The sequence below is a fragment of the Rubrobacter taiwanensis genome, assembly GCF_004337705.1.
Taxonomy (GTDB): domain Bacteria; phylum Actinomycetota; class Rubrobacteria; order Rubrobacterales; family Rubrobacteraceae; genus Rubrobacter_C; species Rubrobacter_C taiwanensis.
In genome coordinates, this window is record NZ_SKBU01000031.1 from 32,292 (window position 1) to 49,245 (window position 16,954).

General features: G+C 67.8%; 15 protein-coding genes. 10 read left to right on the forward strand and 5 right to left on the reverse strand.

Annotated features, from left to right (window positions below; all coding sequences use genetic code 11):
- Positions 1–4: 4 nt before the first annotated feature.
- From E0L93_RS13810 to E0L93_RS13820, 3 genes are read right to left on the reverse strand one after another with little or no spacing between them, the layout of a single operon-like run.
- Positions 5–2,389: a 3-hydroxyacyl-CoA dehydrogenase/enoyl-CoA hydratase family protein gene (locus E0L93_RS13810; protein ID WP_132692664.1), complete on the reverse strand. Its 2,385-nt coding sequence runs from the start codon at positions 2,387–2,389 to the stop codon at positions 5–7.
- Positions 2,386–2,886 (reverse strand): DUF4442 domain-containing protein, encoded by a 501-nt coding sequence (locus tag E0L93_RS13815; RefSeq protein ID WP_132692665.1) that lies wholly within the window; start codon positions 2,884–2,886, stop codon positions 2,386–2,388. The genes E0L93_RS13810 and E0L93_RS13815 overlap by 4 nt, the downstream gene beginning before the upstream one ends.
- On the reverse strand, positions 2,879–3,265 hold the full coding sequence (locus E0L93_RS13820) for a PadR family transcriptional regulator (protein WP_165874383.1): 387 nt from the start codon (positions 3,263–3,265) through the stop codon (positions 2,879–2,881). Before E0L93_RS13820 ends, E0L93_RS13815 begins: the two co-directional genes overlap by 8 nt.
- A 122-nt stretch (positions 3,266–3,387) precedes the next feature.
- Between E0L93_RS13820 and trmB the strand changes: the two genes are divergently transcribed.
- The 3 genes from trmB (at position 3,388) to E0L93_RS13835 (ending at position 7,148) form a co-directional block, all read left to right on the forward strand.
- Positions 3,388–4,053: a tRNA (guanine(46)-N(7))-methyltransferase TrmB gene (gene trmB / locus E0L93_RS13825; RefSeq protein WP_132692667.1), complete on the forward strand. Its 666-nt coding sequence runs from the start codon at positions 3,388–3,390 to the stop codon at positions 4,051–4,053.
- A 165-nt stretch (positions 4,054–4,218) separates the two neighbouring features.
- Positions 4,219–5,826 (forward strand): SPFH domain-containing protein, encoded by a 1,608-nt coding sequence (locus E0L93_RS13830; RefSeq protein ID WP_132692668.1) that lies wholly within the window; start codon positions 4,219–4,221, stop codon positions 5,824–5,826.
- Positions 5,823–7,148, forward strand: coding sequence for an SPFH domain-containing protein (locus E0L93_RS13835; protein ID WP_132692669.1), 1,326 nt, complete (start codon positions 5,823–5,825; stop codon positions 7,146–7,148). Before E0L93_RS13830 ends, E0L93_RS13835 begins: the two co-directional genes overlap by 4 nt.
- A gap of 20 nt (positions 7,149–7,168) precedes the next feature.
- Here the strand turns inward: E0L93_RS13835 and E0L93_RS13840 are convergent, their stop codons facing one another.
- Complete coding sequence (locus tag E0L93_RS13840) at positions 7,169–8,422, reverse strand: peptidase C39 family protein (RefSeq protein WP_132692670.1); 1,254 nt, start codon at positions 8,420–8,422, stop codon at positions 7,169–7,171.
- A gap of 153 nt (positions 8,423–8,575) precedes the next feature.
- On the opposite strand from E0L93_RS13840, the gene E0L93_RS13845 reads away from it, so the two are divergent.
- From E0L93_RS13845 to E0L93_RS13875, 7 genes are all read left to right on the forward strand, one after another.
- A complete protein-coding gene (locus E0L93_RS13845; RefSeq protein ID WP_132692671.1) occupies positions 8,576–9,223 on the forward strand; it encodes an SDR family oxidoreductase in 648 nt (215 codons plus the stop codon).
- Between the two features lie 10 nt (positions 9,224–9,233).
- Positions 9,234–11,543, forward strand: a complete 2,310-nt coding sequence (locus tag E0L93_RS13850) for a penicillin acylase family protein (protein WP_132692672.1) — start codon at positions 9,234–9,236, stop codon at positions 11,541–11,543.
- A gap of 10 nt (positions 11,544–11,553) precedes the next feature.
- Positions 11,554–12,297, forward strand: coding sequence for a metallophosphoesterase (locus E0L93_RS13855; protein WP_165874384.1), 744 nt, complete (start codon positions 11,554–11,556; stop codon positions 12,295–12,297).
- Between the two features lie 83 nt (positions 12,298–12,380).
- Positions 12,381–13,847 (forward strand): PTS ascorbate transporter subunit IIC, encoded by a 1,467-nt coding sequence (locus tag E0L93_RS13860; RefSeq protein WP_132692674.1) that lies wholly within the window; start codon positions 12,381–12,383, stop codon positions 13,845–13,847.
- The gene (locus E0L93_RS13865) at positions 13,834–14,133 is read left to right on the forward strand and encodes a PTS sugar transporter subunit IIB (RefSeq protein ID WP_132692675.1); all 300 of its coding nucleotides are present in this window, start codon (positions 13,834–13,836) and stop codon (positions 14,131–14,133) included. Before E0L93_RS13860 ends, E0L93_RS13865 begins: the two co-directional genes overlap by 14 nt.
- A complete protein-coding gene (locus tag E0L93_RS13870) occupies positions 14,124–14,564 on the forward strand; it encodes a PTS sugar transporter subunit IIA (RefSeq protein ID WP_132692676.1) in 441 nt (146 codons plus the stop codon). The genes E0L93_RS13865 and E0L93_RS13870 overlap by 10 nt, the downstream gene beginning before the upstream one ends.
- Positions 14,551–15,276, forward strand: coding sequence for a sugar isomerase domain-containing protein (locus E0L93_RS13875; RefSeq protein WP_207890514.1), 726 nt, complete (start codon positions 14,551–14,553; stop codon positions 15,274–15,276). The genes E0L93_RS13870 and E0L93_RS13875 overlap by 14 nt, the downstream gene beginning before the upstream one ends.
- A 101-nt stretch (positions 15,277–15,377) precedes the next feature.
- Here the strand turns inward: E0L93_RS13875 and E0L93_RS13880 are convergent, their stop codons facing one another.
- Entirely contained in the window at positions 15,378–16,922 is a 1,545-nt protein-coding gene (locus E0L93_RS13880) for a long-chain-fatty-acid--CoA ligase (protein ID WP_132692677.1), read from the reverse strand.
- Positions 16,923–16,954 lie beyond the last annotated feature (32 nt).

The window sequence follows — 16,954 nt, forward strand, 5'->3', positions numbered from 1 at the left end:
AAGCCTAATTCCTCAGCGGCTTGCCCGTCTCCAGCATCGCTCTTATCCGCTCCTGGGTCTTCTCGTTCTGCAAGAGCTCCACGAACGCCTCGCGTTCCAGCCCCAGGATGTAGTCCTCTGTGACCCACTGGCCTGCGGAGAGATCCCCGCCGCACAGGACGTGCGCCAGGCGCTCGGCGATCACGCCGTCGTACTCGGTGGCGAAGTGGCCCCACTGCATCTGGCGCACCCCGATGATCATGGCGGCCTTGATGGCGGCCCCGGCGGCGTACACGCTCTTCTCGCTCCGGTCCGGCGGCCGGTAGCCGTCGGCGAGATCGATGACCTCCCGCTTGGCGACGGCGAGCTGATGGTCTACGCTCATCACCACCCGGTCGTCTTCGTCCAAATATCCGAGGTCGCGGGACTCCAGCGCACTGGTGCCCACCCTGGCGAGCGCGATGTTCTCGAACGCCTTCTGCACGAACGGCAGCGGCGGCGCCAGCGGCGATTCGGCCAGCGGCGGGGAGACGAGACGCCGGGCCATCTCCTTGGTGCCGCCGCCCGCGGGGATCACGCCGACTCCGACCTCGACCAGGCCCATGTAAGTCTCGCCTGCGGCCACGATCCTGTCGGCGTGCAGGCAGATCTCGACCCCGCCGCCGAGCGTCTGGCCGTGCGGTGCGGCGACGACCGGCTTGTCGGCGAACCGGAAGCCCATGAGCAGCTCCTGGAGCTGCGCCACGCGCTCCCGGATCTGGTCGAAGGCCCCCATCTGGACGCCCATCATGACCTCAAAGAGGTTGGCCCCGACGCAGAAGTTGTCGGCCTCGTTGGCGATCACGAGCCCGGCCCAGCGGTCGTTCCGCAGCTCCTCCAGCGCCCGGAAGCCCATCTCCACCACGCCGGAATCTATGGCACTGGCGCGCGAGTGGATCTCGAACGCCAGCACCCCGTCGCCGAGATCCACCAGGCTCGCGGAGTCGTTGCTCGCCACGACGCTGTCCTTATCTGCGGCCTTGATGCGCTCCAGCGAGACGATCTCGGGGTCTACCCGCACGGGCACGTAGTCTGCGGCCTTAAGGTCGTAGACCAGCTCCCGGCCCTCCTCGTCCCGCTTATAGAAGGAATCTATTCCCTTCTGCCGCATCTCGCTCACCCAGTCCGGCAGCTCCAGATCGAGCTTCTGCATCTGCTCGATGCCGTACTCGAAGCCGATCATGTCCCAGGTGCGGAACGGCCCGGCCTGGTGCGCGAAACCCCACTCCATGGCGTGGTCCACGTCGGCGAAGGAGTCGGAGATCTCCGGCACCCGCCGGGCGGCGTACGCGATGTAGGGCAGCAGCGTGTCCCTTATGTAACGGGCGTGCCGGTCCTCCCCGGCCTTATCTATTATGAAGCGGAGCCGCTCGCCTAGATCCTTGCGCCTGTTCGCCTCCTTGACGAGCGGGATCTCCGGCTTCTCGGCGGGCCGGTGCTCGAAGGTCTTGAGGTCCAGCACGTCGAAGACGGTCTTGCCGTCGCGCCGGGTCCGCTTGTAGAAGCCCGCACCCGTCTTGTTGCCGAGCAGGTTCTTCTCGATCATCCGCTTGAGGATGGGGTGGGGCTTGAGCTCCTCGCGCGATTCGTCCTCGGGTACCAGCTCATAGAGGTTCTCCGCCACGCCGACGGCTATGTCCAGCCCCACGGTATCGTTGAGGCGGAAGGTGGCGGTCTTGGGGTGGCCGATCAAGGGCCCGGTGATGGCATCTACCTCTTCTATGGAGTACCCGTTGTCGAAAGCATAGCGGACCGCCTGCATCCCGGCGAAGCTCCCGAGCCGGTTGCCGATGAAGTTCGGAGTGTCCTTGGCGAGCACGGTCCCCTTGCCGAGCGTCCGCTCCCCGAAGCGGCGCATGCGCTCCAGAACTTCCGGGTCGGTGTCGGCGGTCGGGATGAGCTCCAGCAGCTTCAGATACCGCGGCGGGTTGAAGAAGTGGGTGCCCAGAAAGCGCCGCCGGAAGCTCTCGCTACGGCCCTCGGCGATGCTGGAGAGCGGTATGCCGGAGGTGTTGGAGGAGATGATGGCATCCTCTTTAGCCACCTGCTCCACACGCTCCATCAGCTCTCTTTTAGGCTCCAGCTTCTCGATTATGGCCTCCACCACCCAGTCGGCGCCGGATACGCGCTCGAAGTCTTCCTCGAAGTTGCCGAGCCTTATCTTCCCGGCCAGCTCCTTCTTCATCAGTGCGGCGGGCCGGGCCTTGAGCATCCGCTGGAAGCCGGCCCGGACGATCTCGTCCTTGTCCTCGCCCTCCCCGGCTATGTCTAGCAGCTCCACCTCCAGCCCGGCGTTTGCGCAGTGGGCCGCGATGGCGGCTCCCATCGTGCCCGCTCCCAGAACGGCGACCTTGCGTATCTTCTCGCTCATCCCACCTCCCGTTCTCTCTGCGGCGCCTTGCGCCTGACGTAGACAACCTTCTCAACCACGGCGCACACCTCGCCCGCCGCGGTCCTCAGGTTCACCGTGTAGCGGCGGTCGGAGGGACCGCCGCCGGCCGTGGCCGCACGTATCTCCTCTATCTCCTCTTCCCCGAGCGCGAACCGGGCATAAAGCGTCTCCCTCCCCGGCCGCCGGAAGCGGATGCTCGCGGCCTTGTCCCACACCACGTACTCTTCCTCCCCGAGGTTCTTCATGAGCATGAGGGCGTAGAAAGGGTCCACCGCAGCGTAGATGCTCCCCCCGAAGATGGTGCCCATGTAGTTGCGGGTCCGCCACCCGAGCGGTAGCTTCACCAGCACCTCACGCCAGTCGGCGGAGATGCGCACCACCCGTCCACCAGTGCCGCGGTAGGCCGGATACAGGTTCATCGCCGCCCGGAACAGACGCGTCCGGAGGGACTCCCCGACACCCGGCGCCTCACCCATAGAGCTCCTTCTGCAGAGCCTCGATGGCCTCCTTTACCCGCAGCAGATGCTCCCCGAAACGCTCCTTCATCTCCCGGTACTTCTCCTCCCCGGCCGGCGTCAGCTCGTAGAACCGGCGGCTGCGGGTGTCGGGCTTCTCCCACTCCCCCTTCACATACCCCTTCTCCTCCAGACGCCGCAGGATGGGATAGATCGTGTTCGGCGAGACGCTCATCACCCCGGCGGTCATCTCCCGGATCTGGTGTATGATGCTGTTGCCGTACTCCGGACGCTTGCGGATCAGATGCAGTATCAGGAGCGGAAATACGCTCTTGGACTTCACCTCACCGAGGAAGATCTCCTTCGGCGTCGCCCTCGTCTCCCGGTCCAGATCCAACACTTCCCCCTCTTTGAAAGCCGGCTTTGCAGTAATGACTTTATCAGTATTGAGGATTTTGTACAAGTCTGTCCGCGGTCGGGTTAGACTCTCGGCGGTTGGTTCTCTCTGGTCGGAGGAGGTGTATGGCCCGCAGAAAACTCGGCAGGATGAAGGTGCGCCGGCCGGGGGCGGGTGTGGCCGCGAGGTACCTGCGCGTCTTTCCTGGGCGGCGTCTCTACTATGAGCCGGAGTCGCTGCCGCGCATCACTTCGGAGGAGCTGTTCGGGGATGGGAAGCCGCTGGAGCTGGAGGCCGGGTGCGGGACGGGAGATTTCCTGAACGCGCTGGCGGAGCGCGACCCGGGGGCGAACTTCGTTGGGGTGGATCTGCACATGAAGTCTCTCTACAGAGCGGTGAACCGGGCGGCCGAGAGGGAGCTTGAGAACGTGCTGTACATAAGCGCAGACTTCAACATCATCTACCCGCTGCTGGAGGACGTCTCTTTGCGCGCGGTCTACCTGCACTTCCCGGACCCCGGGATGAAGCCCCGGCAGGAGAAGAACCGGATCTTCCGCCGGAGGTTTCTGGACGAGTTGCACCGGGCGCTCGTTCCGGGCGGCCGCATCAGCGTCATGACCGACCACGACGGCTACTACGAGCAGATGCTCTCCCTGCTCTCCGGCGACGAGCGCTGGGAGAAGTGCTTCGGCGAGCTCTCGGTAGATCCCGGCGTCAAGTCCCGCTTCCACCGGCTCTGGGAGGACGAGTACGGCCGCACCACCCACCGCTTCGAGCTGGTGAAGATTTAGCCGGCCTCCGGCGGCCGGGCTCCCGCTCTGCGCGGGGTTCGGGGGACGGAGGTATAGCTGCGGTCGAGTTTAGATCCGGGCCGAGAACCCCGGTACGGGAGGTGCCGGGGTAGTACAATCGGGCTGCGTGAGGAATCGTCTTCCAATCAGCGGGGGCAGAGGCCGATGGATGAGATTCGGCGGCAGGTTCAGAACCGGGTGCGGGATGCGGTCGAGGGCGGGGAGCTGGGAGAGTTCCAGGTAGACGCCCGGGACTTCCTCTCGGCGCGGGAGCTGGGAGAGGCGGTCAGCACCCGCATCGAGCAGACCGAGGCCCCGCTGGGCGAGGCGGCGGAGGTCCTCAACCGCAGCTTTCCCGAGCAGGACTCCTCGGGCCGCTACACCAACGTCATCTCGCCGGTCGTGATCCCGACCCACCGCTTCACGCTCTGGCCGTTTATCGTCGGGTTCGTTGCGGTCCTGGGGCTGCTCGGGAGTTTGGTAGCGCTCCTGGGCGGCGGGTTCAACCCGGCGCTGGCGCTGCTCGGGCCGCACTTCTGGCTGCTGCTTTTGGCGTTCGCCGCCTTCGGGTGGGTGCGGCGCAGCGTGGTGATGGTCCCGGACGGCTGCCGGGCGCTCGTCACCAAGTTCGGGAAGCTGGAGGAGATCGCCGGTCCGGGGCGCAAGCTGCTCTTCAACCCCTGGCGGCGCGTGAGCTACATCGTCAACACCGCCCGCGAGTACCCGTACAACGCCCCGATCCGGGAGGCTCCCACATCGGGGCGGGTCAACGCCTCGGTGGACCTCTTCCTGCAGTTCAGGATAGAGGATCCGGCCGAGTTCATCTTCGCGCTCGGCGGGGTCAAGGGCTTCGAGGACAAGCTGCAGAACGCCGTCAGCGAGGTCACGCGGACCATGATCTACGAGCAGCGGGCCGAGGCTATATATGACCTGGTAGGCGAGAGCACGCAGGTCTTCCTCGAAGCGCTCAACCGCCAGTTTCTGCCCGCGGTGCGCTTCATGAGCGCGAACATCACGCATGCTGAGCCCTCCAGCCAGGAGTACCGGATGGACCTGGCCGCGCCGGAGATGGTGCGGGTGGCTAAGGAGGCATACACCTACCAGTACGAGCTCCAGCTCAGGAAGGAGCAGGACGAGGGCGAGCTGAACAAGGAGCTCGCCTCGCTCAAAGAGACGCTCTCGGCCATCCGGGCCGAGATCGCGACCTACCAGGCGCAGATGGACACCGCGCGCGAGCGGGAGACCAACCGGGCCAACGCCTACGCCCGCCAGCGGATGGTGGAGGCGGAGAGCACGGCGAAGGCTAACGCGGCGCTGCTGGAAGCCCAGGCTCTGGACATCCGGGCGGTCAACAGCGCGGCGGCCCCGGAGATCCTGGAGTACCGTTTCCAGCGCGAGGTGCTCGACCGGCTGGAGGAGGTTTCGGGCCGGCTGCCGCAGGTCGTGCAGCTCGGCGGCGACGGAGACGGCCGGCCGGTGGACTTCCTGGCCATCGCCCGGCGCATGGTCGGCACCGGCGAAGAGCCGCTCTTCACCCCGGAGGACATGCAGAAGATCCGGGAGCGGATGCAGGAGATACAGGCCCGCATAGAGGAGCGCTCGCGGCAGATAGAGGAGCTCAAGACCCCGGAGAAGGAGCTGCCGGACGACGTGAAACCCGAGGGCAAGGCCGAGGCGGCCACCGAGGACCGGGTGGAGGAGATCCGGCAGTCCGTCACCGACGAGAGCATCCAGGAGCGCATCGAGGCGACCGGGGAGGATGAAGAGCGATGACGGTAGCGCCGCAGGCCCGCCAGTTCTCGAAGATAAAGGAGGTCGTCTCCGGCTGGTCCGGTATCCGCCAGTACCTGCGCGGCGGCGACGAGGGGCAGTTGGTCCCGGTCGTCATCCCGAAGGACCGGCGGCGGTACGGTTGGATCTTCCTCCTCGGAGTAGCTTTCTACGTCCTGTTCTTCGGCGTCTTCTCCGGCAGCGCCGAGCTTCTCACCCTCTCGTTCCCGGTCGTGCTGATTATCGTGGCGCTCGCCGGGCTCTGGCTGTGGCGCGGCTCCATCGTGGAGATCGAGCAGGGTACGACCGGCATCCTCTCCCGCTACGGCAAGATCACGGGCACCCTCTCGCCCGGCCGCCACTACCTCTGGCGGCCGTGGGAGAAGGTGGAGGCGGTCGTGGACACGACGACCGAGATCCCGTACCTCGCCCCCGTGATGGCGAGCCCCACCCGGGAGAACGTCCCCCTCAAGTCGATAGAGTTCTTCCTCAAGTTCAAGATAGACGACCCCATAGCCTTCGTGCGCACGCTTGGGGCCTCGAACTTCGACCTGGTGCTCTCCAGCGCGGTCCAGGACGCCATCCGGCAGCGCAGCCGCCGGGTGCGCACCGAGCAGGCCTATGACCTGCGCGGCAGCGACGTGGAGGACATGCGCGAGAACCTCAACCGCCAGCTCGAACGCTACGGAGTGCGCATCCTGGGCGCGAACATCCCGGACGTGCAGCTCCCGGACCAGTACCAGCAGCACCTCGCCACCCGCGAGCGGGTCTCCAAGGAGCTGGTGGCCTACGAGCGGGAGTGGGAGCTGATCCGCAAGCGGCGCATAGACGCGCTGCTCATGGAGATAGAGAAGGCCAAGAAGGAGCGGGACGCGCGCCTCGTGGAGGTCAACGCCGCCCGCAACAAGGCCCGCCAGGACGTGGCGAGGATGCTGGAAGAAAGGGAGACCGAGGCCCAGCGGGTGCGCATGGAGATCGAGACCCGCGGCCGCTCCACCCTCATCGAAGCCGAGAACGAGGCCAAAGCCCTCCGGCACCTCGGGCAGACCTACCGGGACAACCGGGCCGTGCTGCAGTACGAGCTGGCCCGCCGCCGGGTCGAGGTGGGTGAGAAGCTGATGCAGCGCGCCCCGCGGCCGCTGCTGGTTCAGGGCGGCGCCGGCGAGCAGTCCGCCCTCTCCACGCTGGTGCTGGCCCGGCTCCTGCCGCAGCTCGCCGCCGCGGACGAGCATGAGGCGGGTCCGGCCGCCCGGGAGGCGGCCCGCGAGGTGCGCGGCCTGCTGGAGCGGGGCCAGGACCTCCCCGGCCTAAAGGAAGAGGGTTAGCTCTTGTTGCCTCTGCCGGTCTACCAGCTGCCCCGGGCGGCGTAGGAACCCGGCGTGGCCCAACCTCTCGGGTGGATCAGGTAGACGGCCCCGCCCGAGGAGTAGGGGTTGCGCAGCCAGGCTCTCTCGAACTCCGCGCGGTCGTAGACGCGCCTTACCTTAGAGTCGTCCGCGCCGGCCGGATCGTTGACGATCACGTCCCCGCTCCTGGTGAAGCCCCGGATCACGAGCAGGTGGCCGTAGCTCACCCTGAGGGGTGCCCCCGAGAGCCGCTGGCCGCTGTGGTTGTTGTTCCAGGCTACGCTGGCGATGACGGGTATGCCGGCGTCTATCCACCGCTCTACCTGCTCTATTTGGGCGAAACGGCTCACCGTGCCCTCGAGCCCGTACGCGGAGGCGTAGGCCGTGTTGAAGGGCCAGTTGCCCCAGCCGTAGCTGAAGTCTCTCACGCCCCTCGCCACCGCGGGCACGCTCTGGTCGAGGTTCTTCTGGCCCGTTCTCGCCGCCCAGTACTGCATCACCATCGCGAGCGAGGTGGGGCTGCACCAGACCTCGCCGCCGTCCGGGTAGACCATCTGCGAGCGGGCGGGGACGTTGAGGTTCTTGCCCCAGGCGCGCTCGAGCGCCGGCACCCCGATCGGCCGCCCGTGCTTCCAGGACTGCGAGGTTGCGAAGGCCAGCTTGCGGACTACGGGGCTCCTGTCTCTGGTAGCGCTCATCAGCCGGAGCCGGTACTGGTAGGCTCCGGCCTGCGCTCCGTTCCGGCCGCGCAGCGTGTCCACGTCGACCTCCCAGCGGGGATTCTGCTTGCTCACGCTCCGCCGCTTGATATCCGGGGTGCCACTCGCCCAGATGCCCACCGTAAACCAGGCGCTCCACTTGCCGCCGGAGCGCACCCGCACATCCAGCTTGAGCCAGGTTCCCTTCGGCGTACGGGCGTTCCAGGAAGGGACGAGCACGTCGAAGGCGCGCCGGGGCTCGTAGACCCTGGAGACCAGGGTGCCGTAGTAGTAGCGGCCGCCGTTGTAGGTGTTGCTGGAGTCGGTGGCCGCACGCGGGTTGGTGCCCAGGCGCACCAGCCCGCCGCCGTCTTGCGCCTGCTGCACGGCGACCCCATCCTTTACGCGCGCTTCCGAGAACCTCTTGTAGGTCTCGTGCCGGTCCAGGTGCACGTAGGGCGTCGTTGTCTGGGCCGCGGCCGGCGCGGTCAGGAACGCGCCGAGCGCCAGCACGAGCGCCGTCCCCAGGATGCCGGCCGTTCGCTGTGAGATCACTCCCCCTCCTCCATGAGCTGTATATTATCCCGGTGCGATCCCCGGTGTCCGGTTATCGGACGCCGGGCCCGCCGGCTTTAATCCTCCGTGGCCTCCGGGCCGGCGAGCGGATAGACTCTATCCCGCTTGCAGCAGTCAGAGAAGGGAGATTGCATGAGGGTGCTCGTAGCGGGAGCGGCGGGGAACACGGGTAAGCGGATCGTCCGGAGGCTGCTGGAGCGCGGCCACGAGGTACGGGCCCTGGCGCGCAAGGCAGAGCAGCTCCCGGAGCTGGAGGACCTGGGGGCCGAGGGGTGCCGCGTGGACCTGGAGCGGGACGAGGACGCCAGGATCGCCGGAGCCGTGCGGGGCTGTGAGGCGACCATCTTCGCCGCCGGAGCCGGGCCGGGGAGCGGTCCCGCCCGCAAGGAGACGATGGACTACGGCGGAGCGGTCAAGCTCATGCAGGCCGCCGGAGCCGAAGGCGCCGGGCGCTACGTGCTGCTGAGCTCGATGGGGGTCGTGGACCCCGGTGGCGCGGTCGAGGAGATGCAGCCGTACCTGATCGCCAAGGCCAAAGCCGACGTGCAGCTGCAGGCCAGCGGTCTCTCCTACACCATCGTCCGGCCCGGACGGCTCACCGACGGTGCGGGGACCGGCAGGATCTCCGCAGCACCGGAGCTGGCGCGGCGGGGTGAGATCTCCCGCGAGGACGTGGCCGAAACCCTCGTCGAGTGCCTGGAGGTGGAGAACACCCGCCGCCGGACGTTCGAGATCCTGGCCGGCAGCACCCCGATCCGGGAAGCCCTGGAGGGCGTCTAGCAATAGCGGGATGCGAGTTCTGCGCTGGACGGGTCTGGCCCTGCTCGCGCTCCTGCTGCTGGGCTCCCTGGCGGCTTGCGGCGGCTACCTCTACCTGCGGGGAGCCACCCTGCCGCAGCACGAAGGCGAGTTGCGGCTTCCCGGGCTGGAGAGTGCGGTCGAGGTAGAACGGGAGCCATCCGGGGTGGCGCACATCCGGGCAGCGAGCGAGCGCGACCTCTTCTTCGCCCTCGGCGCGGTCCACGCCCAGGACCGGCTCTGGCAGATGGAGTTCCAGCGCCGGGCGGGGGCGGGCCGGCTCTCCGAGGTGCTGGGCGAGGCTACGGTGGAAGAAGACCGGTTCTTGCGCACCTGGGGCTTCTACCGGGCCGCCGAAAGCGCCTACGAGAGCCTGGGCCCGGACGGGAAGCTGGCGGTGGACTCCTACGTGGCGGGGGTGAACGCCTACCTGGACTCGGACCCGCCGCTGCCGGTGGAGTTCACCCTGCTCGGCTACGAGCCCGAGCCGTGGCGGCCGGCGGACGTGCTGGTCTGGGCCAAGATGATGAGCTTCGACCTCTCGACCAACTGGGACTCCGAGCTGCAACGCTACCGGCTGCTGGCCGAAGGCTTAAGCGAGGAGCGCATCGCGGAGCTGATCCCACCCTACCCCGAGGACGCGACGACCGTCCTTGGAGACGAGGAGCTTCAGGAGGTAGCGGCATCAGACGGGGAGCTGGCCGGGGCGCTGCTCGCCGCCGGGGACTCCTTCCCCTCCGGGATCGAGGCCTCCAACAACTGGGTCGTCTCCGGCGGGCGCACCGCGAGCGGGGAGCCGCTGCTCGCAAACGACCCGCACCTGGGGCTCGGCGCGCCCTCGCTCTGGTACCTGGCACACCTGGAGTCCCCGACGCTGGAGGCCGTCGGGGCGACGCTACCGGGCCTGCCGGCGGTAGTGATCGGGCACAACCGGGAGATAGCCTGGGGCGTTACCAACGTCGGAGCGGACGTGCAGGACCTCTACGTTCTGGAGGAGAGGGGGGAGGGCTATCGTCACGACGGTGAGGTGCGGCCGTACGGGGTGCGCGAGGAGGTCATCGAGGTCGCCGGCGGCGAGCCCGTGAGGCTGGAGGTGCGCGAGACGGTGTACGGGCCCGTGATCTCAGATATTGAGGAGGACGTTCCGGGGGCGCGGCCGCTGGCGCTGCGCTGGACGAGCCTGGAGCCCGAGGACCGCACGCTGGAAGCCTTCCTCGGCATCAACCGGGCACAGAACTGGGAGGAGTTCAACCGGGCGCTGGAGAACTACGTGGCCCCGAGCCAGAACTTCGTCTACGCCGACCGGGCGGGGAACATCGGGTACGTGGCCTCCGGGCTGCTCCCTATCCGGGCCGAAGGGCACACCGGGCTCGTCCCGGTCCCGGGCACCGGCGAGTTCGACTGGGAGGGGTACATCCCGGAGGACGAGCGGCCCCGCGCCTTCAACCCCGAGGCGGGCTACATAGTCACCGCCAACAACAAGGTCACGCCGGAGGGCTACCCCTACGACATCTCCTTCGAGTGGGCCGAGCCGTACCGCGCCGACCGGATAACGGAGATGATCGAGGCCCGCGACGGGCTGACCGTCGAGGACATGGTGGAGATCCAGCAGGACCAGACCTCCCTCCTCTTCCGGGACTTCCGGCCCGTCCTGGAGCGCCTCGAACCGGGCTCGGAGGAGGCCGCCCGCTGGCGCGAGGAGCTCCTGGCGTGGGACGGGGTCGCCGCGCCGGACTCGCGGGAGGCGGCTGCGTTCGCCGCCTTCTACGCCGAGCTGGCCCGCCTCCCCGCCGCGGAGGTGGGTGAGGAGTACTGGGACGAACCGCGCTACCTGCTGAACGCCCTAGAGGAGGGCGACCCGAACTGCGAACCTGCGACGGCTGCGGGCTGCCTCCGGTTCGCCTCCAGGGCTCTGGACCGCGCTCTGGAGCGTTTCGGGGGAGATGTGCCGGAGTGGGGCGAGGTACACCGGGCGACCTTCCCGCACTCAGTTCTCACGAACACGCCGCTGGCCCGGCTCTCCGACCGGGAGGCCGCCTTCGGCGGAGACCGTTCCACCCCCAACGTCGGGCCCTACGACTTCGAGGACTTCTCGATGGGCAACGGCCCCGGCTACCGGCAGGTGGTGGACCTCGCCGACCTGGACGCCTCGCTCTACATCCACGCGCCGGGACAGTCCGGGAACCTGCTCTCCGGCAACTACGCCGACCTGCTGGAGATGTGGCGATCGGGAGAGTACCTGCCGATGCGGCGCTCCGGCTACGAGGTAGACTCAGAGCTCGTACTGGTGCCCGGTGGGTAGGGGAGGGCCGGTGGAGACGACCCGCCTGGAGCTGGAGCTGCCGCGGCTGGCGCCGGAGTTCGACGGCTACCGGGTGGTCCAGATCAGCGACCTCCACGCTCGCGGCCGGACGGTCCCGGAGCGCCTCGCGGGCCTGCTGCGGCCGGTGAACGAGCAGCGTCCGGATCTCATCGCCATCACCGGAGACCTCGCCGACCGGCACGCGAACTTCGACCGGGTAGCACCCGGTCTCGTCCGCGCCCTGCGCTCGCTGCGGGCGCGCGACGGCGTCTTCGCCGTACTGGGCAACCACGACCACCGGATCGGCTCCCATAGAGTCCGGCGGGTGCTCCGCGCGAGCGGCATCATAGAGCTGCCTAATACCCACCACACCCTGCGGAGAGAGGGCGCAGCGCTGCACCTCGCCGGAGTAGACGACCACATGGAGTTCTACGACCGCCTGGACGTGGTCCTGGAGCGCCTGCCCGACTCCGGCTCCGCCATCCTGCTCGCCCACGAACCGGACTTCGCGGACATCAGCGCCCCCGCCGGACGCTTCGACCTCCAGCTCTCCGGCCACTCGCACGGCGGCCAGATCCGGCTCCCAACCCCCCTCATCCTGCCGCCCTACGGCGAGAAATACCCCGCCGGCCTCTACCAAGTGAAGGGAATGCTCCTTTACACCAACCGCGGCCTCGGCGCGGTAAGACCCCGCATCCGGCTCAACTGCCCACCCGAGATCACTGCCCTCACCCTCCACTCCCCCGCCCGATGAGAGAACTCATGTTGCGTTCTCTGGTATAGACAATATAATGAGTAAGACAGGCGTATCGGGTACGGAGAGGAGTGTGGCCGGAGGTGGAGGTTTTCGCGGACGTACTGCGGTTCATCGCGACCAACATCTTCAACGAGGTTGCGATTCTGATCGGGATCATCACGCTCATCGGGCTGCTTCTGCAGCGCAAGCCGGTAGAGGATGTTGTAGCCGGGGCTCTGCGGGCGACGATCGGGGTCATCATTCTGTTCATTGGGGTGGATGTCTTCGTGCAGGGGCTGGTCGCCTTCCAGACGATAGTGGCCAGCGCGGTCGGGCTGGAGCCGCCGGAGGCCACGAACACGCTCGGGGACTTTCTCGGCACGCATGGGGGTACGGTAGCGCTCATCATCACGGTGGGGTTCTTCCTGCACCTTCTGGCGGTGCGGCTGTTGGACACCCGGTACGTGTATCTGACCGGGCATCTGATGTTCTGGATCTCGGTCATCACCACGGCGGCGCTCGTACAGGTCTTCGGGGATGTAGATCAGCTCACGCTGGTTCTGGTGGGATCTGTCGTGGTGGCCGCCTACTGGACCATCCAGCCGCTCTACATTGCGCCGCTCATGCGCCGGGTTACGGGCGGTGACGAGTGGGGCTACGGGCACACCAGCTCGGCGGCTTGCTGGATGGCGGGTAAGATCGGGCCGCTCGTGGGCTCCAGAGAGCGGCACGACACCGAGCGGCTCAGGCTCCCCAAGCAACTCTCCTTCTTCAAGGACGTGAACGTCTCGACGGCGTTGGTGATCGGGGTGATCCTGATCGGGGCCATGATCTTCGCCGACCGGGGCGTGATCGCGGAGCAGGCCGCCGCCTACGACGAGGAGATCAACCCTTGGGTCTGGGGGATCATCGCGGCGCTGCGGTTTGCTGCGGGAATCGCGATCCTGCTCTTCGGCGTCAGGATGTTCCTGGCGGAGATCGTGCCGGCCTTCAAGGGCGTGAGCGAGAAGCTCATCCCCGGTTCCCGGCCCGCGCTGGACGCTCCCACCGTCTTCCCGTTCGCTCCTACCGCCGTGATGATCGGGTTCGTGGCCGGGACGGCGGTCTTTCTGGCGTTCATGGGGCTCTTCGCCGCCCTCGGGCTCTTCGTGCTCGTGCCGCCCATGATCATGCTCTTCTTCCCCGGGGCGGCCGCGGCCGTCTTCGGCAACGCCTTCGGCGGCTGGCGCGGGGCGGTTATAGGGGGGGTGATCAACGGCACCTTCCTGGCCGTTGGGCAGGCCGTCACCTGGGGGATGCTCTCCGACACGGCTCCCGAGCTGGCGACGCTCGCCGATCCCGACTGGTATATCTTGATCTGGGCCATCATGCTCATAGCTGCGCCGCTCGGGGCGCTGGGGGAGGCCGCGATCTGGGGCGTCCCGGCGGTCGTGCTGGCGATCTTCGCCGGGTGGTTATACTTCATCAAGCGGCGCCATCCGGAGCCCGAGGCCGAGATTCGGGGCGAGGCTCCGTTCGAGCGGCCGGACACGACCGGAGAAAGCGAGGAAGACGATGGCAGGAAGTGAGCCACTCAGGGTATTGACCGTCTGCGGCGTCGGGATGGGGAGCAGCCTCATGCTACGCATGACCGCCGAGTCCGCGCTGCAGGACCTCGGCGTGAGCGCGAAGGTGGAGGCCACCGATGCGTCCTCGGCCCGCAGCATGCAGGCGGACGTGATCATCGGCCAGGGCATGCACACCGAGATGTTCGAGGGAGCCGCCCCCGTGGTGCTGACCGTCTCCAACTTCATGGACAAGGAAGCGCTCAAGAGCCAGCTTGCTGCGGCCCTGAAGGAGCAGGGATGGCTGTGACCGGAGCCCGCGTCCGGGTTGCGGCGGAGGACTGGCGGGCTGCCGTGCGCGCCGCCTGCGAGCCGCTGGTGGAGGGCGGCGCGGTCGAGCCCCGCTACCCGGAGCGCTGTGTGGAGGTGGTCGAGGAGAACGGCCCGTACATGGTGCTCGCTCCGGGGCTCGCCCTGGCCCACGCCCGACCCGAAGACGGCGTGCTGGAGGTCGGGCTCTCCGCCGCCACGCTCGCCGAGCCGGTCGAATTCGGCCACCCGGAGAACGACCCGGTGGATCTCGTCTTCGCTTTCGGATCGCCGGACAAGGAACAGCACGTGGGCCTGCTCGCCGCCCTGGCCGACCGGCTCACCGAGGGCCTGGACGACGAGCTGCGCGCCGCGGAGAGCGAGGAGCGGGCGGAAGAGCTGCTGGAGGAGGTCGCGCGTGGCGTCGAGTAACGGGTTCGGGGCCCGGATGCGCGGGCAACTGCAGGAGCTGGAAGGGCACAACGCCGCTGAGCTCGACGCCGCAGCGGATCTCGTGCACCGGGTTCTGGAGCGCGACGGGCTGGTGTATGCGGCGGGCTCCGGGCACTCGCTCGCGCTCGTACTGGAGACCTTCTACCGGGCCGGGGGACTGGCGTGCGTCTACCCGGTCTTCCACCCGGCGTTGCTCCCGCTCGCCGGCGGGCAGGCCAGCACGCTGCTGGAGCGCGCCGGGGGGCTGGCGGATACACTGCTCGCGCAGGCGTCGCCGGGTGAGGGCGACGCGGCCTTCATCTTCTCCAACTCCGGGGTCAACCCGTTCCCCGTGGAGCTGGCCAAGGGCTTCCGCCGCGCCGGGACGCCGGTCGTGGCGGTCGTCTCCGTCCCCCACATGCGGCAGGCTCCCGCGCGGGCGGGAGTCAGGCTCGGCGAGCTCGCCGACCACGTGATAGACACCCGGGTCCCCTACGGGGACGCTGCATACCCGGCCGGAGGGTCGGACACCGGCGCGCTCTCCTCGCTAGCTTCGGTCTACGCCTGGAACCTGTTGCTCGCCCGGCTCGCCGACCGCGCGAAGGAGTCCGGGATCGAACTGCCGCTCTGGACGAGCGCGAACGTGGAGGGCGGCGAGCGGCGCAACGCAGACCTCTTCGCCCGCTACCGCTCCCGCATCCCGGTGCTGTAAACGCACGCTCTCTCAAGAGCATGCCGGCGGGTCCGGCTGCCGTTCGCTCGCACGTTAGAGGAGGCTCCGGATGAGCTTCCCGAAGAGCAGCGGGTTTGGTGCTACGCCTTCGTCTCCTCGCGGTTCGGGACCAGCTCGCGCTTGAGAATCTTGCCGGTCGCGGTCTTGGGCAGCTCGTCCATGAAGACGACCGAACGCGGGTACTTGTAGGCGGCTACCCTGTCTTTCACGAAGGAGATGATCTCCTCCTCGGTCGCGCTCTCTCCCGGCTTGAGCGCGACGACGGCCCGCACCTCCTCGCCGAGCTCTTCGTGCGGCACCCCGATCACGGCACATTCGGCGACGGCCGGGTGCTGGTAGAGGACTTCCTCGACCTCGCGCGGGTAGATGTTGTAGCCGCCGCGCAGGATCATGTCCTTCACCCGGTCTACGATGTACAGGAAGCCGTCCTCGTCCTGCGTGGCCACGTCTCCGGTGTGGAACCAGCCGTTTCTCATCGCCTCGGCGGTCGCCTCAGGCCGTTTGTAGTAGCCCTTCATCACGTTGTGGCCGCGGATGACCAGCTCGCCCCGCTCGCCGCGCGGGACTTCCCGGTCGTTACCGTCCACGACCCTCACCTCGGTGCCCCAGATCGGCAGCCCGATGGAGCCGGCCTTGCGGACCTCCGCCGACCGGTTGAAGCTGGCCACGGGCGAGGTCTCCGAGAGGCCGTAGCCCTCCAGGATCGTGACCCCGAACTTCTCCTCGAACGCCCGCAGCACCTCCACCGGCATCGCCGAGCCGCCGGAGATCCCGAGCCTGAGGCTGGAGGTGTCGAAGCTCTCCAGCTCGGGGTGGCGCATGAGGTACTGGTACATCGTCGGCACGCCCATGAAGATGGTCACCCGGGCGTCCTGGATGGTCTTGAGCGCCGCGTCAGGCTCGAAGCGGGGGATGAGAGCTATCGTGCCGCCCTTGTAGAGCATGGTGTTCATAACGCACGTCTGGCCGAAGACGTGGAAGAGCGGCAGGGCCCCGATCACCACGTCGTCCTCGGTTACGTCCATCAGCCGGTCGGCCGAGTAGGAGGCGTTGTAGAACAGGTTGAAGTGCGTGAGCTCCGCGCCTTTCGGACGGCCCGTGGTGCCGCTGGTGTAGAGGATGACGGCCGTGTCGTCCGGCATGGGCTGGTACAGCTCGTACTCCGGCGGGTGCTCGGATAGCAGTGCGGCAAACCCGCGCATCCCGTCCCGAGCCCCGTTTCCGCCCGGAGCCTCGACTACTATGAGCTCCCGGCAGCCGGCCGCTTTCTCGAAGCCCTTGTGGGCCTCCTCCAGGAAGCCCTCCCATACTACGAGCGCCCTGGCGTCGGAATCTTCGAGGTGGTAGGCGATCTCGTCCTCTTTGAGCAGCACGTTCAGCGGGACCACCACCGCGCCCCGGTTGAGGATGCCGTAGTAGGCCACGGCGAACTGCGGGACGTTGGGCACCATCATCGCCACCTTCTCGCCGGGCTCCACGCCCAGAGCCTCTAGAGCCCCGGCGAACTTCTTAGCCGCTCCGCGCAGCTCGGCGTAGGCCATCCTGTGCTCGCCCAGGAGCAGCGCCGGCTTGTCCGCGTGAGCCTTGGCGCTCTCCTCCAGCAGCACGGCGAGGTTCAGCGTCATGCCCTTCTCCTTCCCCTTCGGAGCCCGCTATA